General features: G+C 71.6%; 20 protein-coding genes. 8 read left to right on the top strand and 12 right to left on the bottom strand.

The annotated features are described in order from the left end of the window. Positions 1-61: 61 nt before the first annotated feature. Positions 62-1,048, top strand: a complete 987-nt coding sequence (locus A4R43_RS02695) for a Gfo/Idh/MocA family protein (RefSeq protein ID WP_113690819.1) — start codon at positions 62-64, stop codon at positions 1,046-1,048. After that, the gene (locus A4R43_RS02700) at positions 1,035-2,138 is read left to right on the top strand and encodes a zinc-dependent alcohol dehydrogenase (protein WP_205215221.1); all 1,104 of its coding nucleotides are present in this window, start codon (positions 1,035-1,037) and stop codon (positions 2,136-2,138) included. Before A4R43_RS02695 ends, A4R43_RS02700 begins: the two co-directional genes overlap by 14 nt. Here A4R43_RS02700 and A4R43_RS02705 read toward each other — a convergent pair. From A4R43_RS02705 to A4R43_RS02730, 6 genes are all read right to left on the bottom strand, one after another. Next, a complete protein-coding gene (locus A4R43_RS02705; protein WP_113690821.1) occupies positions 2,116-3,288 on the bottom strand; it encodes a glycosyltransferase in 1,173 nt (390 codons plus the stop codon). The genes A4R43_RS02700 and A4R43_RS02705 overlap by 23 nt on opposite strands. Beyond that, positions 3,288-4,310: a glucosyl-3-phosphoglycerate synthase gene (locus A4R43_RS02710; RefSeq protein WP_113690822.1), complete on the bottom strand. Its 1,023-nt coding sequence runs from the start codon at positions 4,308-4,310 to the stop codon at positions 3,288-3,290. The genes A4R43_RS02705 and A4R43_RS02710 overlap by 1 nt, the downstream gene beginning before the upstream one ends. A gap of 42 nt (positions 4,311-4,352) precedes the next feature. Next, positions 4,353-4,748, bottom strand: a complete 396-nt coding sequence (locus A4R43_RS02715) for an STAS domain-containing protein (protein ID WP_162788292.1) — start codon at positions 4,746-4,748, stop codon at positions 4,353-4,355. A gap of 301 nt (positions 4,749-5,049) precedes the next feature. Next, positions 5,050-7,200 carry a N,N-dimethylformamidase beta subunit family domain-containing protein gene (locus tag A4R43_RS02720; protein ID WP_236808734.1) on the bottom strand — a complete coding sequence of 717 codons (2,151 nt, stop codon included), beginning with the start codon at positions 7,198-7,200 and terminating at the stop codon, positions 5,050-5,052. A gap of 75 nt (positions 7,201-7,275) precedes the next feature. Beyond that, positions 7,276-8,007, bottom strand: coding sequence for an alpha/beta hydrolase (locus A4R43_RS02725; protein WP_418190798.1), 732 nt, complete (start codon positions 8,005-8,007; stop codon positions 7,276-7,278). 215 nt (positions 8,008-8,222) lie between these two features. Then, positions 8,223-9,701, bottom strand: coding sequence for an alpha/beta hydrolase (locus tag A4R43_RS02730; RefSeq protein ID WP_113690826.1), 1,479 nt, complete (start codon positions 9,699-9,701; stop codon positions 8,223-8,225). Between the two features lie 267 nt (positions 9,702-9,968). On the opposite strand from A4R43_RS02730, the gene A4R43_RS02735 reads away from it, so the two are divergent. Next, the gene (locus tag A4R43_RS02735) at positions 9,969-10,550 is read left to right on the top strand and encodes a dienelactone hydrolase family protein (protein ID WP_113690827.1); all 582 of its coding nucleotides are present in this window, start codon (positions 9,969-9,971) and stop codon (positions 10,548-10,550) included. Positions 10,551-10,566: 16 nt separating this feature from the next. Here the strand turns inward: A4R43_RS02735 and A4R43_RS02740 are convergent, their stop codons facing one another. After that, positions 10,567-12,105, bottom strand: a complete 1,539-nt coding sequence (locus tag A4R43_RS02740) for an alanine/glycine:cation symporter family protein (RefSeq protein ID WP_113690828.1) — start codon at positions 12,103-12,105, stop codon at positions 10,567-10,569. A 274-nt stretch (positions 12,106-12,379) separates the two neighbouring features. On the opposite strand from A4R43_RS02740, the gene nhaA reads away from it, so the two are divergent. Beyond that, positions 12,380-13,690 carry a Na+/H+ antiporter NhaA gene (nhaA, locus tag A4R43_RS02745; RefSeq protein WP_113690829.1) on the top strand — a complete coding sequence of 437 codons (1,311 nt, stop codon included), beginning with the start codon at positions 12,380-12,382 and terminating at the stop codon, positions 13,688-13,690. On the opposite strand, the gene A4R43_RS02750 is transcribed toward nhaA, so the two are convergent. From A4R43_RS02750 to A4R43_RS02760, 3 genes are read right to left on the bottom strand one after another with little or no spacing between them, the layout of a single operon-like run. Beyond that, on the bottom strand, positions 13,691-14,956 hold the full coding sequence (locus tag A4R43_RS02750) for a glycosyltransferase (RefSeq protein ID WP_113690830.1): 1,266 nt from the start codon (positions 14,954-14,956) through the stop codon (positions 13,691-13,693). It abuts the gene before it with no gap. Continuing rightward, on the bottom strand, positions 14,953-15,378 hold the full coding sequence (locus tag A4R43_RS02755; RefSeq protein ID WP_113690831.1) for a DUF6653 family protein: 426 nt from the start codon (positions 15,376-15,378) through the stop codon (positions 14,953-14,955). Before A4R43_RS02755 ends, A4R43_RS02750 begins: the two co-directional genes overlap by 4 nt. Then, positions 15,375-15,827, bottom strand: a complete 453-nt coding sequence (locus A4R43_RS02760) for a GbsR/MarR family transcriptional regulator (RefSeq protein ID WP_113690832.1) — start codon at positions 15,825-15,827, stop codon at positions 15,375-15,377. Before A4R43_RS02760 ends, A4R43_RS02755 begins: the two co-directional genes overlap by 4 nt. A 103-nt stretch (positions 15,828-15,930) precedes the next feature. Between A4R43_RS02760 and A4R43_RS02765 the strand changes: the two genes are divergently transcribed. Then, entirely contained in the window at positions 15,931-16,521 is a 591-nt protein-coding gene (locus tag A4R43_RS02765) for a hypothetical protein (protein ID WP_113690833.1), read from the top strand. 13 nt (positions 16,522-16,534) lie between these two features. Here A4R43_RS02765 and A4R43_RS02770 read toward each other — a convergent pair whose 3' ends face one another. Then, positions 16,535-17,944 carry an aminotransferase-like domain-containing protein gene (locus A4R43_RS02770; RefSeq protein WP_236808736.1) on the bottom strand — a complete coding sequence of 470 codons (1,410 nt, stop codon included), beginning with the start codon at positions 17,942-17,944 and terminating at the stop codon, positions 16,535-16,537. 79 nt (positions 17,945-18,023) lie between these two features. On the opposite strand from A4R43_RS02770, the gene A4R43_RS02775 reads away from it, so the two are divergent. After that, positions 18,024-19,130 carry a pyridoxal phosphate-dependent aminotransferase gene (locus A4R43_RS02775; protein ID WP_236808738.1) on the top strand — a complete coding sequence of 369 codons (1,107 nt, stop codon included), beginning with the start codon at positions 18,024-18,026 and terminating at the stop codon, positions 19,128-19,130. A gap of 16 nt (positions 19,131-19,146) precedes the next feature. Next, positions 19,147-20,529, top strand: a complete 1,383-nt coding sequence (locus A4R43_RS02780; RefSeq protein WP_113690835.1) for a pyridoxal phosphate-dependent decarboxylase family protein — start codon at positions 19,147-19,149, stop codon at positions 20,527-20,529. 8 nt (positions 20,530-20,537) lie between these two features. Here the strand turns inward: A4R43_RS02780 and A4R43_RS44580 are convergent, their stop codons facing one another. Continuing rightward, entirely contained in the window at positions 20,538-21,956 is a 1,419-nt protein-coding gene (locus A4R43_RS44580) for a protein kinase domain-containing protein (protein WP_113690836.1), read from the bottom strand. A gap of 91 nt (positions 21,957-22,047) precedes the next feature. Between A4R43_RS44580 and A4R43_RS02790 the strand changes: the two genes are divergently transcribed. Then, positions 22,048-22,278 (top strand): hypothetical protein, encoded by a 231-nt coding sequence (locus tag A4R43_RS02790; RefSeq protein WP_113690837.1) that lies wholly within the window; start codon positions 22,048-22,050, stop codon positions 22,276-22,278. The last annotated feature ends 43 nt before the right edge of the window (positions 22,279-22,321 follow it).

Below are 22,321 nucleotides of genomic sequence, written 5' to 3' on the forward strand. Positions count from 1 at the left end.
GTTTGTTTTGAGCGGGCCGTGTCCGGGTATCGAGGGGGTGGCCACGAACAAGGGGGTGCCCATGCCCGGATGCCGGATCGGGTTTGTCGGGGCGGGCGGGGTTGCCGCCCGGCACGCGGACACGCTCGCCGCCTTCGGGGACGTCGAGCTGGTCGCGGTGACCGACGTCGACGGCCGCCGGGCGCGGGCGTTCGCCGAGGAACGGGGTGTGCGTGCGGTTCCCGGGGTGGAGCAGCTGATCGACACCGGGGTGGACGCGGTGTATGTGTGCGTGCCGCCGTTCTCGCACGGGCCCGTGGAGAAAGCCGTGGCCGCCGCCGGGCTCGCGGTGTTCGTGGAGAAGCCGATCGGGCTGGACTGCGGCGAAGCCGAGCAGACCGCGCGATTGCTGGAAGAAGCCGGTGTGGTGACGTCGGCGGGGTACCACTGGCGGTATTCCGACGGGGTCACGCGCGCCCGTGAAGCCGTGCGGGACACCTCGGTGCGGCTGGCCGTCGGGGCCTGGCTGGACAAGGTGCCCCCGGTCCGGTGGTGGACCAGCCGCGCCCAGTCCGGCGGGCAGGTCGTGGAGCAGGCCGTGCACGTGCTCGACCTGGCCAGGCTGATGGTCGGCGAGGTGGTGGAGGTGCACGCGATGGGCGACGGGCAGCCCCCGGACGCGCCCGGCGCCGACGTCGACGGCGCGACGGTGGTGAACCTGCGCTTCGCCGGTGGGGCGGTCGGCACGCTGGCCGCGACCTGCTTGCTCGGCTGGAAGCACCGGGTGGGGCTGGAGGTCTACGCCGCCGACCTGGCGGTGTCGATCACCGAGGACGCGGTCGAGGTGGCCGGGCGGTCCGGCGAGTCCGAGGTGCGGCGGCTGGATCCGGCGCTGGCCAAGCAGGCCGCCGACCGGGCGTTCGTGGACGCGGTGCTGGGCCGGGGCGGCAACATCCGCGCGCCGTACGCGGACGCGGTCCGCACCCAGCGGCTCGCCTGCGCGGTCGCGGACTCCGCCGCCCGCGGAGTCGCCGTGAAACTGGAGGAGCACGCCCATGCCAGCGGATAGCCGGATGCTCGTGGTGGAGGAACCCGGCGTGGTCGGGTTCCGGCCCGCGCCACCGGAGGAACGGCCGGAGGACGGCACCTTCGACGTCGAGGCCGTCTACAGTGGACTTTCCGCGGGCACGGAGCTGGCCTTCGTCAAGGGAACCCACCCGCAGCTCACCCGCGGCTGGGACGCGGAACTGGGCCTGTTCGGCGGGCCCGGGGCCGGGTATCCGGTGCTGCGCTGGGGTTACCTGCAGGTCGGCCGGATCGTGGCGAGCCGGACGCCGGCGTTCGGCACCGGTGAACTGGTGGCGATGACCTACGGCCACCGCGAGCACTACCGGGCCGACCCGCTGGCCGACCACGTGGTGGTGCTGCCGGACGACCTCGATCCGCTGCTGGGCATCTACGCCGCGCACATGGGACCCATCTGCGCCAACGGCCTGCTGCACGCGGCGGCGGAGCTGCACGGCACCGGCGTCCGGTCGCTCGGGGACGGGGTGACCGGCCTGCGGGTGGCCGTGACCGGCGCCGGGGTGGTCGGATTGCTGACCGCGTTGTTCGCGCGGTCGCACGGGGCACGCGAGGTGGTGGTGGTCGATCCGACCCCGCAGCGGCGCGAGGTCGCCGGGAAACTGGGCTTCGCCACGCTCGACCCGGACACCGAGGACGTGGCCACCGTGCTCAAGACCCGCTGGCGGCACCGGCCCGGCGACCGGGGCGCCGACGTGGTGTTCCAGTGCCGGGGCCAGGCCGCTTCCCTCGGCCTGGCGTTGCGGCTGCTGCGGCCGCAGGGCGCCGTCATCGACCTGGCGTTCTACCAGGAAGGCGCGGACGCCGTGCGGCTCGGCGAGGAGTTCCACCACAACGGGCTTTCGCTGCGTTGCGCCCAGATCGGCCGGATGCCGCGCGGGCTGGCGCACACCTGGGACCGCGAACGCCTCTCGGCCGAGACGATCGAACTCCTGCGTGCCGAAGGCGACGCCATCCGGCAGCACCTCATCACCGACCTGGTGCCGTTCGAGGTGGCGCCCGAGTTGATCACCGCGCTCGCCGAACGGCGGCGGCACGTGCTGCAGGCGGTCTTCACGTTCCCGGCGTCGCGCTGACCAGCGACCGGTCGGAGCCGAGCACCGTGCGGTACAGCGCGAGGTAGTTCTCCGCCATCACGCTGGGCACGAACCGGCTCGCCGCTTCGCCGCAGCACGCCGCCGGGTCCAGGGTTTTGGCCGCGCGCAACGCTTCGACGAGCGCGTCCTCGTCGTCTCGCGGCACCACAAAACCGGTCCGGCCCTGGTCGACCAGTTCGGGCAGGCAGCCGCGCGAGTACCCCACCACCGGTGTGCCCAGCGAGAGCGACTCCACCACGGCCGTGCCGCCGGGTTCCTCCCACTGCAACGGGAAAAGACAGGCTCGCGCACGCGCCACCAGCTCGTCGCGCTCGCGCGGTGGCAGCGACCCCACCCAGCGCAGGCGCGTCCCGTCGAGCAGCGGGCGCACCTCGTCGCAGAAGTAACGCACGTCCGGGTTGCGGCCCACTTCCGCATCGGCGGCCATCGCGCGGTCCAGCGCGCCGGGGGACCGGAACGGCCCGACCGGCCCGGCCAGCACCACGTCGATTCCCGACCGCCGCGCCAGCCTGGCGGCCAGGTGCTGGCCCTTCGCCGGGGTGATCCGGCCCAGCACCACGGCGAACTCCTCCTTGGCCGGGCGCGGGCGGCGATCGGCGTGCTCGGCCAGCGGGGTGGCCAGATGCACGTGCCCGACGCCGCGGGCACGCAGGGCGGGCGGGGCGGTGGCCAGCTGGGCCGCCGAGACCCCGTTCACGTGGATGTGCTCGTGGTCGCCGAACTCGCCGTAGAACTGCGGGTGCTTGGTCAGGTCCCAGTGCAGCGTGTGCAGCACGGGCGGGCAGGCGTCACCGAGCGAAGCGAGCATGGCGGGGCCGACCACTTCCAGGTGATCGTGCACCAGGTCGAACGACGGGTCGCGGCGCACCTCGTCGACCACCCGCCGCATGTGCGCCAGCGCCACGCCCATCGCGCGGTTGTACGGCCGCAGCAGCTGGTGGAACTGCGGCTCCTGGTACACCGAGAACCGGCCGTCCACCTCCAGCGTGCTCGTGCCCACGGCGGCGAGCACCACCTCGACCCCGCGCCGCCGCAGTTCCGGCACCAGGGTGGCGACCACGTTCTCGATTCCGCCGTAGCCGTCCGGCGGTACCGGCAGCCAGGGGCCCGCGTTCACCAGCACCCGCATCACGGCCTCCTGGCGGGGACGGCGGTGGCCAGCTCGGCCCTGACTTCGGCGAGGCTCGGCCGCTCCGGCACGTCGATTTCCGTGACCACCACCTCGCGGCTCACCCGTTCCGGTGCATGTCCGGCGCGGAACTGCGCCAGCCGCGCCGGCAACGCCGTCGGGGTGGGCGCGCGGCCTTCCCGTTCGAGCCTGCCGAACGCGGTGAGCATGATCTGCGTGGCCATCCGGCCCAGCGCCGCGGTGTCCTGGTGCCGGTGCCGCCGTCTGCCGAGATCGACCTGCGCCATCGCGGGCAGCCCGTGCCGCCCGGCCAGGTCGATCAGCAACGCGATCTCCACCCCGTAGTGGCAGACGAACGGCACCGACTCCAGCGCTTCCCGGCGGCCGGCGTACTCCCCGGCCAGCGGTTGCATGAACCCGGCCAGTTCCGGCCAGTAGAGGTTGAGCAGCGGGCGCGCGACCAGCTCGGTCACCCGCCCGCCGCCGTCGTTCTCGGTGCGCAGCCCCGGCCGCACCAGCGGGCGGTGGTAGAAGCCCTTGACGAACTGCAGGTCCGGGGAGGTCAGCAGCGGGCCGACCAGTCCGGTGACGAATTCCGGCGGGCAGCCGACCAGGTCGGTGTCGAGAAAGGCGACCACATCGCCTTCGGTGGCATAGAGCCCTTTCCACAACGCCTCGCCCTTGCCGGTCATGGCGGGCAGGTGATCGAGGACCTCCTCCTGCCGCACCACCCGGGCGCCGGCTTCCTCGGCCACCTCGCCGGTCGAGTCGGTGGAGCCGGAATCGACCACGACCAGCTCGTCCACCAGCGGGTGCCGCCGCGCCATCCGCACGATGGGGCCGACCGTGGCGGCTTCGTTGCGGGCGGGCAGCACCAGGCTCACCGTGGTGGTGCCCTTGGCGTCGATCAGTTCACGCACCGGCCAGTCGGCGGCCCGGCTGGTACGGGTCTCGAGCCACGCGCGCTGGTGCTCGGGGAGACCGGAGGCGGCGACCGCCGCGGAACGGGGCGTTGGCAACATATCTGGAATATGGCCATTCGAGGCCGGTTCAAACGGCGAGTTTCAGTTCCGCGCCCGTGGCACGGCGATGCTCGCGGGGTCACCGGCCAGCGCGGTCTCCACCGAATCGCAGCACCACAGCAGGTCCGCCACCGAGGTGGAGGCCAGCATCCGGCGGACGTGCGCCGAGGGACGGCAGACAACTTGCGTGCCGCAATGGTCCTTGGCACGTACTTCTCCGGCGAGCAGGACCCTGGCGCCCCGGGGGCAGAGGGAGCGCACCCCGGCCAGGTCCAGCAACACCAGGCGCGGCACCGGATCCCGCCACGCGGCGTCCACCGCGCGCTGCAGGGCCGCGGCGGCTGTCTCGTCGATCTCGCCGGACACGGTGAGCACCTTCAGCGTGTCGTCCAGTCCGGCGCTGTACACGGCCACGTCAATCGACAGCGGAGGGTTCACGGAGATTTCCTCACCACTCGAGTCACCAGGACGGCACGTGGTCTGAACCGTGACCACGACGGTAGCCGGAATCGGCGCCCGCAGCGACCTGGGCGCTGGGGCGGTCAGGCCAGGGTGCCGTGCCCACCCACGACGTCCAGCAGCGCAGGCGCGGAAAGCCGGTCAGCCCGAGACCCAGCCCGATCATGCCGACGGCGAGCACGAGGTGCAGCCAGTTGTCCGCGGCGGCCCTGGCCGCCCGGGCACCGCCGCGACCTGACAGCGCGTACCCGTCCCGGCCGCCGCATTCCTCGAATTTGGATCAGGCGCCCGGTGCGGGTCGCGACAGCGCCCGGTCGAAGACGTTGCGGAGCAACCGCGGTATCACCGGGTCGACGCGGATCGCCGCGTTGAAGGTCAGTGAGGACGCGCTGAACACGAATCCGCCGCCCGGCAGTTCCTTGCACACCATCGCCGCGCCGCCGCTGTCGGTGGGGTTCGTGCCCTGCGCGAAGACCTCCTCCGGCGACGCTTCGCCGTCGAAGCCCTGCAACGTATCGAACTCCCACGCGCTCGCCGCGCCGTTGCGGCCGCTCGCGCCGAACGTGTCACCGACGCCGAGGCCCGTCCCGTCCAGGAACGGGTGGTCGCGCAGCACCCGGTACGGCGCGAACGTCATCCAGCCCTGGTGCTCGTAGTTCACCCCGAGCAGTTGCGACGCCGGCAGGTCGTAGTGGTCGAGGAACAGATCGCGGCTCCCGTCCGCGGCGCGGAAGGTCAGCGTGGTGCCGTCGGCGTCGAATTCGGCGCGTTCGTAGAGCTGGTTGCCGCCGGTGGCGATCACGCTGCCACCCGCCGCGAGATAGTCGGCGAGATGAGCGCGCATGGCCATCGACCAGTACTCCGGGTGCCCGCCCAGCACGATCGCGCGGTACGCGGAAAGCCAGCCGCCGGTGTGCAGGTCGTGGTCGGTGTAGCAGTCGACCCCGATTTCCTCGCTGCTGAGCCAGCGCAACAGCTCCAGGTCGCTGTACAGATCCACGTCGTACTGCCCCTTCGACGCGATCAGCCAGTTGTAACTGGGCCGCAGGAAGGTGATCGCGCGCCGCACGCCGTGCTGGCCGATGGAGTACTGGTCGTGACCGCCCCAGCCGTTGTAGGCGTGGTAGGTGTTGGACGGCAGCACCACGGCGATCTGCCGCGCGGGCACGGCCGGGCGGACCACGAACGGGATGTGCTGCACTCGGCCGAAGTTCCCGGTGAAGCGCGCGGCGTAGACGCCGGACGGCCAGTCCTCGGGTATCTCGGCGTTGTAGCGTTCCTCCCAGCCGCATCCGGCCGACCGGTAGTCCGCGGGGAGCAACTGGAGCCCACCGGGGACGGCGGTCGCCGTGGTGACCGGCTCGGGGTTGTCCCCGCCGGGCGTGACGCGCACGAGTTGCGCGCTGACCGAGCTGAATGCGGTGGACAACGCGACGGAGACGCGTCCCCCGGCTGGAACGCTTTGCCGCCGCGGGTATCCCTGGAGCCCCGCGCTGCGCTCGACGGTGAACCCGTGCCCCACCACGAGTCCGGTCGCGTTGTTGATCCAATGCGGCCCGCCGTCGGTGTCGACGGTCTGGTGGTTGGTGAGCCGCAACTGGACGAGCGTCTCGTCGTAGCCGGGCACGGTCGCGAGATCGATCCGGACGAAGTAGATGCCGCCGTTCCCGCAGCCGGCGAACAGGTCCCGGCGGAACAGCTCGAACCAGTCGTTGTCCCCGATCTGGATGGGCTGCCCATTGTTGGCCCAGCCGGTGTCGTCCCGGTAGCGGAACCAGGTGAGCCCGCCGGTGCCGCTGACGGCGTAGATGACGTTGCCGTTGTCCGACATCAGGTAGCGGGGGACGTTGAACCCGTCTCCGAGCGGCACCGGCGTTTCGAAGTTCCCGCCTTTGGGCCGCCGTGAGCGATAGAGGACGCCGTTCGCGTCCACGCACCAGATGACGCCGCCAGGCCCGCCGAAGATCCTGGGGAAGGCAGCGAACCCGGTCCCGACGACAACGCCGGTGCCGTTGTTGGTCCAGTAACCCGCGCCGGTGCCGAGGTCGGTGACGACGCGCTGGTAGGCGAGCACGGTCCCGTCGCCGCGGATGCCGTAGAGCACGCCGTCGACGTCGCCGAGCACGGTGACGAAGTCCTGCCACCCGGAGCCGATCCGCACACCGATGCCGTCGTTGGCCCAGTCGGCCGCCGCGGTGGCCCAGCCGCGGTGCCGGAACCAGTACAGCAGCCCGTCGGCCTGCACGGCGTAGATGATTCCGTCACCACCGCCGACCAGCCGGGTCCACCGCTGGTGCGGATCGAAGGTCCCGGCCACGCCGGCAAGCGCGTCCGCCGGTCGCGCGGACGGCTCGGCGTCAATGATCGGAAGTGGTTCGCGGCCACTGAGAATTCCCATCGCGTCCCCGATTTCCCGTGCTGCCTCGCCCATCGGGGAACGTGCGCGAACCGGCTGACGTTGCCGCGATCGGCTGCCGACCACCCGATGAGCCCAATATCGCGACGGCTAGCCCAGGAATCGGATGAGCGTTTCGGCGAGCTGGGCCGGATTTTCCTCGGCCATGTGGTGCCCGGATTCGATGCGGGCGGAGGTCAGTTCACCGCTGACCCAGGAGCGCCAGACACCGGCCGGGTCGCCGTAGAGTTCTTCCATGTCGTCCCTGGTGGACCACGCGACCAGGGTGCGGCAGGTGATGGTGCGCTGTGCCGCTCGGTCCGCTTCGTCGTTCGCGCGGTCGATGGTCAGTCCGGCGCGGTAGTCCTCCAGCATGGCCCGCACGGTGGCGGGATCGCTGACCGCGCGGGTCAGGTCGCGGTAGTTCTCGTGCCCCATGCGTTTTTCGTCGGGGCGGTACCAGGCGAGGGGGTCGGCGGTGATCACGCGCTCGGCGTGCGGGGAGGCGCCGAAGAAGAACCAGTGCCACCATGCCGTGGCGAATCGGGCGCCGGCGCGTTCGAGTGCCTCGAGAATCGGCACGCTGTCCAAGACGGCGAGGCGGGTCACGGAGCCGGGGTGGTCGAGGGCGGTCCGGTAGGCGACGTAACTGCCGCGGTCGTGACCCACGAGGGCGAAGCGGTGGTGGCCCAGGTCGCGCATCAGGGCGACGATGTCGGCGGCCATGGTGCGGTCGCAGTAGACCTCGTGCTTCTCGTCGGGTGCGGGTTTGCACGACCGGCCGTATCCACGCAGGTCCGGGCAGACCACGGTGAAGCCTGCCTCGGCGAGCGCCGGGGCCACCCGGTACCAGGTTGTGTGGGTCCGGGGGTGTCCGTGCAGCAACACGACGGCTGGTCCGGTACCTCCGCTTCGCCCATGGATGGTCACGGAATCGCTGAGGGAGACGTCCCACTCGTCAAAGGTGTCGAACACGGCACCACTGTCTCACCTGTCTCACCGGTGACAAGCCGTGCGGGGCCCGGCCGCGAGCGCGGCCGGGCCCGTTTCCGGTGGAGCTATCCCTGGTACGGCCCGGGTGAGCGCGGATGCGGGGCCTTCGCGGCGGACGAAGATCCCGGCTTTTCCATGGCCGGGCAGGACAAGCCCTTCGGCGGTACCGTCAGGTCGAGCAGGTACGCGTCCACCGCTTCGTTGACGCACGGGCTCGGCCCGTCGTTGCCGTAGGCGGTGTGACCCCAGCCCTCGTAGGTGATCAGGTGCGAACCGCTCTGCTTCGCGGCGGTTTTGTTCCACTCGTACACCGTCGCCGGGTCGTGCACGTTGCCGACCATGACCAGCGGCGGCGCACCCTTGATCTTGAGCGGCTGCTGCGGGTTCGTCGTCTTCAGCGGGTCACCGGCGCAGGTGAGCGCGTGGTCGACGTAGGGACTCCACTCGACGTTCGGGAACTTCGCGGACAGCTTCGTGCGCAGTTTCTTGTACTCGGCGAAGTTCTTCACCGGGTAACGCCAGTCGCTGCACCAGATCGGCGGGTACGGGTTGTTGATCGCGGCGGCCGCTTCGAGCGACACCGGCGACGGCGTGCCCGTGCCGTCCTTGAGCGCTTTGAGTTCGGTGGCCAGGTTGCCCCACATGGTCGGCCTGGTCACCGCGAACGCCCGCTGCGACAGCGCGTAGAAGTCGACCGGCTGGCCCGTGGCCGGGTTGGTGAGCGTGCCCTCCTTGGCGCGTTTCTTCAGCTCGCCGTAGGTCTTCGCGGTGCCCTGTCCGTGCAGCGCGCAGGTTTCGGTGGTGTCGCACCACTTCGCGAACTCCTCGAAGCCCACCTCCACCGGCTCGGTCTCGGTGCGCATGAAGTCCCACGCCGTCCTCAGGCTGTGGTCCATGTTGCCGTCGTTGACCATCGCCCGGATCCGGTGCGGGAAGAGTTCCGCGTACTGCTGGCCCATCAGCGAGCCGTACGAATAGCCGACGTAGTTGAGCTTCTCCTCGCCGAGCGCGGCGCGGATGGCGTCCATGTCGCGTGCGGTGTGGAGGTTGTCGACGTGGTCGATCAGGTCGCCGGAATGCTGGCGGCAGCTGTCCATCAGCTGCTTGTTGAGCGAAACCAGGTTGTCGAACTCCGCCTGGCTGGTGGGGCGCCGGGCGTCGAGTGCCTGCTGCGAGAGCGTTTCGTCGCAGAGGAGCTGCTGGCTGGTGTTGATGCCGCGCGGATCGAAGCCCACGACGTCGAAGCGGGCGGTCACCGCCTCGGTGAACGGGTCGCCGTTGGCCACCATGCTCACGCCGCTGCCGCCGGGTCCGCCGGGATCGACCAGGATCGAGCCGATGCGGTTCGCCTGGTCCTTGGCCGGGCGCTTGGCGAGGCCGATCTTGGTCTTCGCGCCGTCCGGCCGCGACCAGTCGAGCGGCACCTCGATGGTGGCGCACTGCGCGCCCTTGCCGCCCGGACACGGCTGCCAGTCGATGGCCTGCGCCGCGCTCGCGGTCGCCGGTACGGCGACGGCACCAGCCGCGATCAGTACCCCGGTCACCCCGCCGATGAGAGATCTCCTGACACTGCGCATGCAGTTGGTTCCTTTCCGTCGGGTATGTGATTCAAACTACCGACGGACGCGATCACACGGAGTGCATTTTCGACGCCACTACGTCACCGTGCCGGGCGCTTCGACCGGAAGTGGCAGGAAGCGAGTTACCAGGCGGTATCACGCCCGCGCGAGGAGCTCAAGCAGTCGATGGCACGATGGCGGCGGCTCCCAGCAGCGGTACCCGTGTCGATCCCACAGTCAAGGAGTGCGGCGATGGCCGAGGTTGTCCTGTTCCACCACGCCAGGGGACTCACCGAGGGGGTTCGCCGGTTCGCCGACGGGTTTCGCGCGGCCGGGCACCTCGTGCACACCCCGGACCTGTTCGACGGGATCCTGCCGGAGAGCATCGAAGCCGGTCTCGCGCTGATCCGCGAACTCGGTGACGAACGGGACCGGCGGGCCGACCGCGCGGTCGCGGACCTGCCCGGCGAACTGGTCTACGGCGGCTTTTCCGCGGGGGAGTCGGTTGCCCAGCGCCTGGCGCAGACACGACCGGGCGCGCGCGGCGCCCTGCTCTACGAATCCTGCATCCCGGTCACCGGCGAATGGGCCTACGGGCCGTGGCCCGCGGGACTGCCGGTGCAGATCCACGGCGCCGAGGGCGACGAGTTCTTCGGCGAGGATCTGCCCGCGGCCCGCCAACTCGTCGAGTTGGCGGGCCCGGAACTGGCCGAACTGTTCGTTTATCCCGCGGACGCCCATCTGTTCACCGACAGCTCGCTGCCCGGCTACGACGCCGACGCGACGGCTCTCGTGCTCGAGCGCTCCACGGCCTTCCTCACCCGGCTCGACTGAACCTCGCGGGCGTCCGCTACTTCACGCGAACGATTTCGCCGCTGTGGCGGCGTTCGCGGTAGTTGCGCATTTCGCGTTTGACGACGGGCGCGAGCAGGTACAGCCCGGCGATGTTGAACAACGCCAGCAGGAACAGCACGGCGTCGGCGAAGTCGAGCACGCTGCCCAGCGTGAGCACCGACCCGGCGACCACAAAAAGGCAGAACACCACGTGGTAGAGGCGTTCGCTGAGCTGGCTCTTGCCGAACAGGTAGGTCCACGCCTTCTGCCCGTAGTAGCCCCAGGTGATGATCGTCGACACGGCGAAGAGCACCACGGCGACGGTGAGCACGTAGGGGAACCAGGGCAGCACGGTGGCGAACGACTCCGACGTCACGGTGACGCCGTCGGGGGTGTCGCCGCCGGCGAAGACGGTGGCCTTGGCGTCGGTCCAGAACTGGGTTTTCGCGATGATCACGGTCAGCGCGGTCATCGTGCAGATCACCACGGTGTCCACGAAGGGCTCGAGCAGGGCGACGTAGCCTTCGGTGATCGGGTGCTTGGTGCGCACGGCCGAGTGCGCGATGGGCGCGGAGCCGAGGCCGGCTTCGTTGGAGAACGCGGCTCGCTGGAAGCCGACGATCAGTGCGCCGATCGCGCCGCCCGCGACGCCTTCGGGGGCGAACGCGCCGGCGAAGATCTCGCCGATGGCGCTGGGGATCTGGTCGAGGTTGACGCCGATGACGATCAGGCAGGCGGTGACGTAGACGATGCCCATGGCGGGCACGAGCTTGCTGGTCACCGCGCCGATCGACTTGATGCCGCCGATGACCACCGCGCCGACGAAGGCGGCGAGCAGCAGGCCGAAGATCAGCGCGGCGCCGTCACCGCCGAGCAGGCCGTCGTCGCCGCCGGTGACGTCGCGCAGCTGGGCGAAGCTCTGGTTGGCCTGGAACATGTTGCCACCGGCGATGCCGAAGAACAGGATCATCACCGCGGCGCCACCGGCGAGGACGCGGCCGAGGGTTTTGCCGGTGGCGTTGGGGAAGCGTTCGGCGATGCCCTTGCGCAGGTAGTGCATCGGGCCGCCGGAGACGGTGCCGTCGGCGTGGACTTCGCGGTACTTCACGCCCAGGGTGCACTCGACGAACTTGGTGCACATGCCGAGCAGGCCGCACAGGATCATCCAGAACGTGGCCCCGGCGCCGCCGACGGTGACCGCGACGCCGACGCCGGCGATGTTGCCGAGGCCGACGGTGCCGGACAACGCCGAGCTCAGCGCCTGGAAGTGGGTGATCTCGCCGGGCTCGTCGCTCTTGGTGTACTGGCCGCGGGCGATGCGCGTGGCCAGCCGGAACGCGCGGAACTGCACGAATCCGAAGTAGACGGTGAAGGCCGCGGCGGCGATGACCAGCCAGGCGACGATCCACGGGAACGTGATGCCGAAGACGGTGACCTCGGCGAAGACGAACCCGGACAGGCCTTCGGAGATCGGGTTGAACACGGTGTTGATCGCGTTCTCGATCCCGGAGAGGGTACCGCCCTCCGCGGCCAGCACATGGGATGAATCAGACATGGTGCGCAAGTGGACCGAATCGGCGGCGATAACGCAAGGTTTTCACCGATCTTTTCGGAGTTCGTTACTTGCCGCCGCGGTGGCAGTGGCTGCCGGGTCCTTTGTGGACGATCACGAGGTCACCCGCGCGAGGGCACCCGGATTTGCCCCGGGGCGATCTTTACGGCATCTTTGCGCGTGGTGCGCCGGGAAGTCTGGTCGGCACCCTCACCCGGCCGGGTGAGGGTTACGCGGCCGGTGGGCTCGACCCGCCGGCAACCCGCAGGAGACCGGCATGAACCGAAGCCCCCGTGCCCGCCCGGTGTTGTTCAGCCGCAGGTCGTGGCCGGAAACCCGGCGGATCGCCGACATCCTGCGCAAGGAGACGATCGGCGGGGCGTTGCTGCTGGCCGCGGCCGTGGTCGCGGTGGTGCTGGCCAACTCGCCGTGGAGCGAGTTCTACGAGTCGGTGCGGTCCTTCCAGCTCGGCCCGGCGTCGCTGCACCTGGACCTGCCGGTGGCGACCTGGGCCGCGGACGGCCTGCTGGCCATCTTCTTCTTCGTCGCCGGGCTGGAGCTGAAACGCGAGTTCGTCGCCGGTGACCTGCGTGATCCGCGGCGGGCGGTGGTGCCGATCGCGGCGGCCTGCGGTGGGGTGGCCGTCCCGGCGCTGATCTACTTCGCCATCAACGCCGGTGGTGGTGAGGCGGTTCGCGGCTGGGCGATCCCGACGGCCACCGACATCGCCTTCGCGCTGGCGGTGCTGGCCGTGGTCGGGCGCTGCCTGCCCTCGGCGCTGCGCACCTTCCTGCTCACCCTGGCCGTGGTCGACGACCTGCTCGCCATCCTGATCATCGCGTTGTTCTACACCGACGACCTGCGGGTCGGGCCGCTGCTGCTGGCGCTGGTCCCGCTGGGCGTGTTCACCCTGCTGGTGCAGTACCGGGTGCGGTCGTGGTGGCTGCTGCTGCCGCTGGCCGCGCTGACCTGGCTGTGGGTGCACGAATCCGGGGTGCACGCCACCGTCGCCGGGGTCCTGCTCGGTTTCGCCGTGCCGGTGCTGCGCAGCGAACGCGCCGGGGGACCGGAGGCCGGGCCCGGCCTGGCCGAGCACTTCGAGCACCGGTTCCGGCCCCTGTCCGCGGCGGTGGCCGTGCCGATCTTCGCCCTGTTCGCCGCCGGTGTGCCGCTCGGCGGCTGGGACGGCCTGCGCAGCGCGCTGACCGACCCGGTGGCGCTCGGCATCGTGGCCGGTCTGGTGGTCGGCAAGACCGTCGGGATCTCCGGCGCCACCTGGCTGCTGTCGCGGTTCACCAAGGCCGAGCTGGACGACGGCCTCGGCTGGGTGGACGTGCTCGGCCTGGCCATGCTCGGCGGCGTCGGGTTCACCGTCTCGCTGCTGATCGGTGAACTGGCCTTCGGCGCGGGCAGCGAACCCGACGATCACGCCCGCGTCGCCATTCTCGCCGGGTCGCTGCTGGCGGCGTTGCTGGCCGCGATCATCCTGCGTGCCCGCAACCGGGTGTACCGGCGGATCCACGAGATGGAGAACCTCGACCGGGACGCCGACGGAATTCCCGACGTCTACGAGGATCCCGGCAAGTGATCACCTCCGGTGCGGCGCCGCGATGCCTTCCAGCTGGCGGACCGCCTCACCGACCCCGTCCTCGGCGCGGACGAGCCGGCCGAGCCGCTCGGCCGCGGTGGTGATCGCGGGATCGGCGACCACCTGGCCGATGGCGTGGGCGAGCCGGTCGGGGGCCAGCGCGCGCTGGTGGATCGGTTCCGCCGCAACGCCGAGCCGGTGCATGTGGCGCCCCCAGAACGGCTGGTCGGCGACGAACGGGCAGACCACCTGCGGCCGTCCGGCGGCGGCCGCGGCGGCGATCGTGCCCGCGCCACCGTGGTGGATCACCGCCGCCACCTTGGGGAACAGCTGCTCGTAGGGGACCTCGTCGACGGTGAACACGTCGCCGGCCTGGTCACCGGCACCGGTCAGGCCGCCCCACGAGGTGCCGATGACCGCCCGCACCCCGGCTTGCCGCGCCGCGGCGACGACGGTGGCGGTGGTGGCGGCCGGGTCGGTGCCGGACATGCTGCCGAACCCGATGAACACCGGCGGCGCACCGGCGTCGAGGAACTCGGCCAGCGGGCGGGGGAGCGGCCGCGGCTCGGGGTCGGTGAGGAACCAGTACCCGGTCATGCCGGCCGCGGCGGGCCAGTCCGCCGGGCGGGGCAGCACGTGCGGGCTGATCGCGTGCAGGACCGGCGCCGGTGAACCGTCGGGTGCGCGCAGCGGGTCGTGCCTGCCCGGCCGCTTCGGCAGGCCCAGGCTCGCGCGCCACCGGTCGATGGTGCGGCCGAACATCACCGACGGGCCCTTCATGCCCAGGTAGGTGGCGCGGTTCGGCATCAGGGCGGGCATCGGCTGACCCGGCCACGGGAATTCGCGTGTCGGCACGAACATCGGGATCGGCAGGCCGAGCACCGCCGGGCGGCCGAGGCGCTCGGCCACGTGCTGCCCGGCCATCACCTGTCCATTGTGGATGATCAGGTCGGGGTGGTGGTCCGAGGTCACCGTCCAGGCGTCGTCGAGCACCTGGGTGAACATCGACGGCAGCCGCCGCGCGAGCGCGAGCTTGGCGGCCATGCCGCCGGTGGCCACGTCACCGACGGCGCTCCCGGTGTCCATCAGCCGCATCGGCCCGTCGTCCAGACCGGCGAACGGCACACCGTGGCGCTCGGCGAAGGCGGTGAACCGGTGCGGCGCGGCGAGCAGCACGTCGTGGCCCGCCGCGGCGAGTCCCCTGGCGAGCGCGACGAACGGCTGCACGTCGCCCCGCGTGCCCAGGGTCAGCAGCAGCGCCTTCACCGGGCTTGGCCGTGCTGGTCGTGGTAGCGGGCCATCAGCTCCCAGTAGACGAGGAGCAGCGCCATCGAGGTCGCCGAGGCGAGCGCGGTGGCGGGCGCGTGGCGGCGGCGGGCGGCGACCACCCCGGCCACGCCCGCGGTGGTGGCGGCCACGTTGACCGCCATCGCGGCGTCCATCGGCCGTTCGGAGATCCACCGCTCTTCGCCGAGCATCGCGCGGGTCGCCCAGGCCCGGTGGTGGGCCGGTTCGCCGAACACCACCGGGTTGACCGCCATCCAGGCGGCGACCAGCGCGGCGTCGCGCCAGCTGCGCCGCCACACCGGGATCAGCACCAGCGGGGCGCTCGCCCACCGGGTCCAGGCGCTCCACGGGTGGCAGTGCCGGGCGAAGACCGCCCGTTTGAGCCCGCGCGGGTTCTTCATCGTTCTCGCCCCTTTCGCCAGCGGTCGATGACCGCGGGCAGTTCACGCATGAGGTGGGTGTAGAAGTCGTGCATGATCGCGAGCCGCCGTCCCGGCACGCTGTCCGCGCCCGCCGCGGCGATGCCCCGCTCGGCGGCGTGCAGCATCGCCTGCACGGTGGCGTTCTGGTTGGACAGCAGCCGCGCCCAGGCGTCGTCGGGGCAGCGGTAGTGCTCGCGCCTGCTGCCGGGTGCGGGCACGCGCTCGACCAGCCCGGCGTCACCGAGCGACTTCAGCGCGGTGGACACCGACCCGGTGCTGGCGCTGAGCTGTTCGCCGATCTCGCCGGCGGTGATCGACTCCTGCTCGGTGAACAGCAGCACGGCGAGCACGCGCGCGGTCATGCGCTGCAGGCCGTTGCGGGTCAGCGTCAGCGCCAGTTCCTCGGCGGCGCTCTCGGGTTCGTTCATGCGTTGCTCTCTGCTCTGAGGATTCAGAAATCTCTGAAATCTCAGAGCATCGTAGCACGGCGGCCGTGGGGCTGCTTGCGTTTGCAGATGTTAAGGTCATGTCATGGTGTGGGAGTACCCGATGGAAGCGGCGGCGCGGTTCACCGCGGCGCACAACTGGGCGGGCGGCAGCTACGAACTCGCCGTGGAAATCGGGCCGAACGACGACGCTCGGCTGGATCGCGCACTGACCGCGCTCGGGCCCGCGCTGGGAGTCGCCGACTGGTACGGCACCATCGGCCTCGAGCCTTACCGGCAACAGCCGGTGCCGGGGTCGCTGGCGTCTTGGAAGCGCCACGGCAGCTTGACCGGAATCGTCAGGCTGCCCGACGGGAGACCCATTGTTTGTGAGGTCCTCGTCGTTCGTGAAGAAGACGGGTCGGACTGGGTCGACTTCGGCCTGCCATTCGGGGCGCTGGAACGCGCTTACCCGCAGGTCGACGATTTACCGTTGGCCGCGATCGACACCTGGTTGGCACAGGCGGGAGAAAACCTTTACGCGGCCATCGATTACCAGCTCGGCTTGATCGGCTTTCCGGCTTCCGGCGGAGACTCGGCCGCTCGGGTTCTCGCTGAAGGGCCGCCGGAGAAAAGAACTTACGGCTACCTCATTCCCATCGCTGGGCGTATCACCTACCTGCCGAGCACTGGATAAAGGCCGCCCGGGGTCAGATCGCCATGGTCGGCATCGAGGGGACCCGGCCGGGTTGTGGGTGGTAGCCGCGCCAGGCGGTGGCCAGGCGCCGCACGGCTTCGGTGAGGTCGTCCGGCGTGGCGATGAAGTGCAGCCGCAGGTATTCCGCGCTGCCTCCGCCGGCGTCGAGTCCGGTGCCGGGCAGGACCGCGACACCGTGGCGCAGCGCGGCCTGGGTGAACGACGTGCCATCGCCGCGGGGGAGCCGGACCCACAGGGTCTGGCCGCCGGGCACGGCGGGCACGTGCCAGTCCGGCAGGTGCCGGGCGAGTTCGGCGCGGAGGTGGTCGTGGCGGGCCTTTCGCTCGGCGGCGCCCCGGTGCTGGAGCGTGCCGAGCTGGGCCAGCAGGTCGGCGGCGGCCAGTTGCGCGGGGACGTTGCCGCCGAGGTCGTGCACGGCCCGCAGCCGCGCCAGCCGGGCGACGACCCGGGACGGCGCGCGTACCCAGCCGACCCGCAGACCGCCCCAGGCGACCTTGCTGAGCGACCCGATCGTGATCACCTGATCGTGGTAGGCGGCCAGCGGCGGCGGTGCCGATTCGCCGGGGAAGCCGAGGTCGGCGAGCACCTCGTCGTCGACCAGCACCACCCCGGCGGCGGCCGCGGTTTCGGCCAGCCGCCGCCGGTGCAGCGCGGGCATCACCGCGCCGGTCGGGTTGTGGTAGCTGGCGGTCACGTAGGCGAGCACGGGACGGTGTTCGGCCGCGGCGCCCGCGAATCCGGTGAGCCCGACCGGCAGCCCGCGCAGCACGGCGCCCTCTTCCCGGAACGCCTCCAGCGCACCGGGATAGGTCGGCGTCTCCACCAGCACCCGGTCACCGGGCCGGAGCAGCGCGCGGGCCAGCAGGGACAGCGCCTGCTGCCCGCCGGTGGTGACCAGCACCTGATCCGGCGTGGTGGGCACCCCGCGGTGCCGGTAGCGCTCGGCGATCGCATGACGCAGCGCGGGCTGCCCCATCGGGTGGTAGCCGATGTCGGCGGTGATGCCCGCCAGCCGCGGCACGGTCCGGGTGTACGCCTCGACCAGCTCCACCGGCGGGGCGTCCGGGGCCGCGCACGCCAGCATGATCATCCCGTCCTGCGGTTCGAGCAGGTGCAGGAACGCCGGCGCGTCCGTGGTGGCCCGCGGTGGTGCCGGGGCGGCCCCGGCGACCCTGGTGCCGCTGCCCTGACGGCGCACGATGCGGCCCTCCACGACCAGCTGGTCGTACGCCGCGACGACCGTGCTGCGGCCGACCGCCAGCGCCGAGGCCAGCGCGCGGTCGGGCGGCAGCCGGGAGCCCGGCGGCAGCTCACCGTCCTCGATCAGCGTGCGCAGCCGCGCCGCGAGCAGCACATACAGCGGCCCCCGGCCCGACGACCAGCGGCCGAGACGCTCGACCAACCCGATTGGCTCCATTGGCAAACCAATTTACCCGCATTGGCTCTGCCGCGACCGCTCGCCCGCTCCGATGATGGCCGCCATGACCACCTTCACCCCCAGCGCGATGACCGCCCTGATCGACAGCCCCGTGCGCTACGACCTCGCCGAGAGCACCTGCCCGCCGCTCGAGGTCGCCGACCTGGCCGATCCGGGCGAACTCGCGGGCCTGGCACTCGACTACGGCACGTCACGCGGTGACGCGGAGTTGCGCGAGCTGATCGCCGCGGCTGCCGGGGTGACCGCGGACCAGGTGCTGGTGACGGTCGGCGCGATCGAGGCGATGTTCCTGCTCGCCCAGGCCACCTGCCGCCCCGGTGACCGGGTTCTCCTTGTCACGCCGTGCTTTCCGCCCGCGCGGACCGTCCCGGAAGGACTCGGCGCCGGGGTGGACGCGGTGCCGTTGTCGTTCGACGACGGCTACCGGCTGGCGTTGGACGCGGTAGCCGGCGCGCTCACGCCCCGCACCCGGCTGGTGTCGCTGGCCTCACCGCAGAACCCGTCCGGTGTCCGGTTCACCGCCGACGAGCTGCGCGGGCTGCTCGACGTCGTGCGGGATCGCGCGCCGGAGGCGGTCGTGCTGGTCGACGAGACCTACCACGCGTCCACCTACGACGACGACCTGGCGCCTGGTTCGGCGGCGGGGACGTCACCGCGGGTCGTCACCTGCTCCTCGCTGTCCAAGGCCCACGGCGCGCCCGGCCTGCGCATCGGCTGGCTGACCACCACCGACCCGGGGCTGTGCGAACGGTTGCGCCAAGCCAAGTTCCACACCACGATCGCCTGCTCCACGGTGGACGAGTTCCTGGCCGCGCGGGTGCTCCGCCGGAGCACCGAAATCCTCGCCGTGCGAGCCGAACGGCTGGGCGGGGCGCTCGCCGAACTGGTGAACTGGACGCGGGACCAGCCCGTGGAGCTCGTCCGCCCGGACGGAGGTGCGCTGTGCTGCCTGCGCCTGCCCGCCGACCGGTTCCCGGACGACGAAGCGGTCGCCGCCTTCTACGCCCGGCTCGCCGCGAACGACACCCGCGTCGCGCCCGGCTCGTGGTTCGGCGAACACGACCGGGTGTTCCGGCTCGGCTTCGGCCACCTGCCGGACGGCGAGTTCAGCACCGCGCTCGACCGCCTCGCCGACGCCCTCACCCCGTGAACCCCGGAGATGACCGATGCACCCCAAGCTCACCGATGACCTGACCGGCCTGCCCGAACTGCTGACGGCCACCCGTGACGCGGCCGAACGCGCGCTCACCAGCCTGGACACGCGGCCGGTCGCCGCGCGGGCCCGTGCGTCCGGTGCCGCGCCGATGCCCGCGACCGGGATCGGCACGGCAGGCGCGCTGGCCCGGTTCGAGCAACGCTGGGCACCGTGGTTCTCCGGCAGCGCGGGCCCGAGGTATTTCGGGTTCGTCACCGGTGGCGCTACCCCTGCCTCGGTGGCGGGGGACTGGCTGACCAGCGCGTACGACCAGAACGCGGCGGCCGGCGGCGACTCGGCCGCGATCGGCCTGGAACGTGAGACGGCCGGCTGGCTCGCGGAGCTGTTCGGCCTGGGCGCCGAGCACCACGGCGCGTTTGTCACCGGTGCGACGATGTCGAACTTCACCGGTCTCGCGGTGGCCAGGGAATGGCTCGGCGAGCAGGCGGGCATTTCGGTGACCGACGCCGGGGTCGGCGCGCTCGGCCGGGTCCCGGTGCTGTCCGCCACCCCGCATTCGAGTGTCTACAAAGCACTGTCCATGTTGGGCATCGGACGCGAGCGGCTGTCCCTGGTGCCCACGCTGCCGGGCCGGGAAGCGGTGGACGTCGATCGCCTGGCCGAAGCGCTGGAGGCGCTGGACGGGCAACCCGCGATCGTGGTCGCCAACGCGGGCACGGTGAACACGGTGGACTTCGACGACCTACGCGCGATCGTGGCGTTGAAGGAGCGATTCCCCTTCTGGCTGCACGTGGACGGCGCTTTTGGTGCCTTCGCGGCATTGTCGCCCCGGCACCGCGCGCTGGTCGACGGCCTCGTGGAGGCCGACTCGGTGTGCGTGGACCTGCACAAGTGGCTCAACGTCCCGTACGACGCCGCCGTGCAGTTCACCCGGCGCCGTGACCTCCAGGTCGCGGTGTTCAAGAACGTCGCGGCCTACCTGCCGCCCCCGGCGGGCGAGCCCGATTACGCCCACCTGACCCCCGAGAACTCCCGGCGACTGCGCGCGCTCCCCACCTGGTTCTCATTGACCGCCTACGGTCGCGAAGGGCACCAGGAGATAGTCGAGCGCACCACCGCGCTGGCCGCTCGGCTGGGCAGGTGGGTGGCCGACGAGCCGCGGTTGCGACTGCTGGCGCCGGTCCGCCTCAACGTCGTCTGCTGCACCCTCGCCGCCAATCCGACGCGGGAACGGGTCGACGCACTGGTCCGGGCGGTCGCGGACAGCGGCGAGGCCGTGGTCACGCCGACCGTTTACCAGGGCACACCGGGTTTCCGCGTTGCCTTCAGCAACTGGCGCACCACCGAGTCCGATGTGGACAGACTCGCCCGTGCGCTGGATCGGGCCCTGTGACCACGGCACTACGGCCCGCGCCGCGCGGCCTGAGCGCGTCCGGCCGCGATCGCCGCCGCGATCGCGGCCAGGCAACCGGCGATGACGGTCAGGCCGACGGCGGCACCGGTGCTTTTGTGGAAGGCGAAAGCGAAGTGGAGCTGGTCCTCGAAACTCACGCCTCGCACCAACGGGGACACAAAAACCGCCACCACGGCCAACGTGCAGAGCGCGCACAGCGTCCACGCGCCCCCGAGCACCCGCGCGAAGGTGAATCCCGCCGCGACCAGCAGGCACACCGCGGTGACCAGCGCACCGAGGATGTTCACCCACACCAGGCTCGGCCATTCACCGGGCGGGCCGCTGAGCACCACGTTGGCCACCGCGAACCAGGCCTGCATGCCCGCCGTGACCACGCCGAGGGACCCGGCGACGGCCGCGGCGACGGGATGGGCCTTCCGGCGGCTGGCGGGTGGGTTCGGCCGCCAAGCGGGCGGGGCTTGCCAGGGAGCGGGCTGGACCACGGTCGGGCCGCCGTCCCCGGCGGGCGTGCCCAGCCGCGCGGGGGCGACCAGCGCGGCGACCCGGTCGCGCTGCGCGTTGATCATGCCGTGCACCGCGTCCGGCCACGGCCGCACCGACGGCGCCAGCGCGCCGGCCAGCTCCAGGATCTGGCCCGGCGTAGGGCGCGCGGCGGGGTCCTTGGCCAGGCACTTCGCCACGATCGGGCGCAGCCGGCCGGGCACCGCGGTGAGGTCGGGTTCGCCGGACACCACGTTGTTCAGCGTGTGCCAGGTCGAAGGCCCGGCGAACGGGTTCACGCCCGTGCACGCCACGGCCAGCACGATGCCCAGTGAGAACACGTCGCTGGCCGGGCCCAGTTCACCGCCCTCGGCCTGCTCGGGCGAGGCGAACGCCGGCGAGCCCACCAGCCATCCCGTGTGCGTCAGCTCACCGCGCCCGCCTTCGGCGTCGGCGGCGCGGGCGATCCCGAAATCGACCACGCGGGGCCCGTCCTCGGCGAGCAGCACGTTGGAGGGCTTGAGATCCCGGTGCACCACGCCCGCCGCGTGGATGCCTGCCAGCGCGGTCGCCAGTCCGGCCGCCAGCCGCAGCGCGGACTCCTCCGGCAGGGGCCCCACGGTGTCCAGCGCCTCTCGCAGCGACGGACCCGCCACGAACACCGACGCCAGCCACGGTTCGGCGGCGTGCGGGTCGGCGTCGACGACCGCGGCGGTGTAGGCCCCCGACACGGTGCGGGACGCGGCGACCTCGCGGGCGAACCGCGCGCGGAACCCGTCGTCCGTCAGCGCTTCCGCCAGTACCTGCTTGACCGCCACCAGCCGCCCGTCCGGGCCCGAGGCCAGCAGCACCCGGCCCATCCCGCCGCGCCCCAGCTCGCCGAGCACCCGGTACGGGCCGACCGTGCCCGCCTCCGCCTCCGCCATCGGCCTCACCGCGGCGACCCTAGCCGCCACCGATGAAATCCTGATGAAACGGTGGCAGGATGATCATCGTCTTCGACTGGAGGGAACATTCGTGAAGCGAGTTCTGACAACGGCGGCGGTCACCTCGGCCGCGGTGGGCATGCTGCTGGCCGGTACGGGCACGGCGTCCGCGCAGGATCCGTACGCCAGGTACAGCACGGAGTCCGCGTGCCGGACCGCGGGTTTCCAGTACGTGCTGTCGGGCAAGGCATACCGGTACGACTGCACGGGCCCGCACGCCAGCAGCCCGGCCAGCCAGAAATGGTGGCTCTACCTGATCTGATCGCACCTGCTGGGCCAGACGAGGTTGGGGGCTGGCTGCGGGC

Source organism: Amycolatopsis albispora (assembly GCF_003312875.1).
In the GTDB taxonomy this organism is placed as follows: Bacteria; Actinomycetota; Actinomycetes; order Mycobacteriales; family Pseudonocardiaceae; genus Amycolatopsis; species Amycolatopsis albispora.

Coding starts and splice junctions, on each gene's coding strand:
- A4R43_RS02775 (WP_236808738.1), top strand. CDS start 18,024: ATGACCACCTTCACCCCCAGCGCGATGACCGCCCTGATCGACAGCCCC.
- A4R43_RS02740 (WP_113690828.1), bottom strand. CDS start 12,105: ATGTCTGATTCATCCCATGTGCTGGCCGCGGAGGGCGGTACCCTCTCC.
- A4R43_RS02705 (WP_113690821.1), bottom strand. CDS start 3,288: ATGCGGGTGCTGGTGAACGCGGGCCCCTGGCTGCCGGTACCGCCGGAC.
- A4R43_RS02765 (WP_113690833.1), top strand. CDS start 15,931: ATGGTGTGGGAGTACCCGATGGAAGCGGCGGCGCGGTTCACCGCGGCG.
- A4R43_RS02720 (WP_236808734.1), bottom strand. CDS start 7,200: ATGGGCGAGGCAGCACGGGAAATCGGGGACGCGATGGGAATTCTCAGT.
- A4R43_RS02755 (WP_113690831.1), bottom strand. CDS start 15,378: ATGAAGAACCCGCGCGGGCTCAAACGGGCGGTCTTCGCCCGGCACTGC.
- A4R43_RS02700 (WP_205215221.1), top strand. CDS start 1,035: ATGCCAGCGGATAGCCGGATGCTCGTGGTGGAGGAACCCGGCGTGGTC.
- A4R43_RS02780 (WP_113690835.1), top strand. CDS start 19,147: ATGCACCCCAAGCTCACCGATGACCTGACCGGCCTGCCCGAACTGCTG.
- nhaA (WP_113690829.1), top strand. CDS start 12,380: ATGAACCGAAGCCCCCGTGCCCGCCCGGTGTTGTTCAGCCGCAGGTCG.
- A4R43_RS02760 (WP_113690832.1), bottom strand. CDS start 15,827: ATGAACGAACCCGAGAGCGCCGCCGAGGAACTGGCGCTGACGCTGACC.
- A4R43_RS02735 (WP_113690827.1), top strand. CDS start 9,969: ATGGCCGAGGTTGTCCTGTTCCACCACGCCAGGGGACTCACCGAGGGG.
- A4R43_RS02710 (WP_113690822.1), bottom strand. CDS start 4,310: ATGTTGCCAACGCCCCGTTCCGCGGCGGTCGCCGCCTCCGGTCTCCCC.
- A4R43_RS02695 (WP_113690819.1), top strand. CDS start 62: ATGCCCGGATGCCGGATCGGGTTTGTCGGGGCGGGCGGGGTTGCCGCC.
- A4R43_RS44580 (WP_113690836.1), bottom strand. CDS start 21,956: ATGGCGGAGGCGGAGGCGGGCACGGTCGGCCCGTACCGGGTGCTCGGC.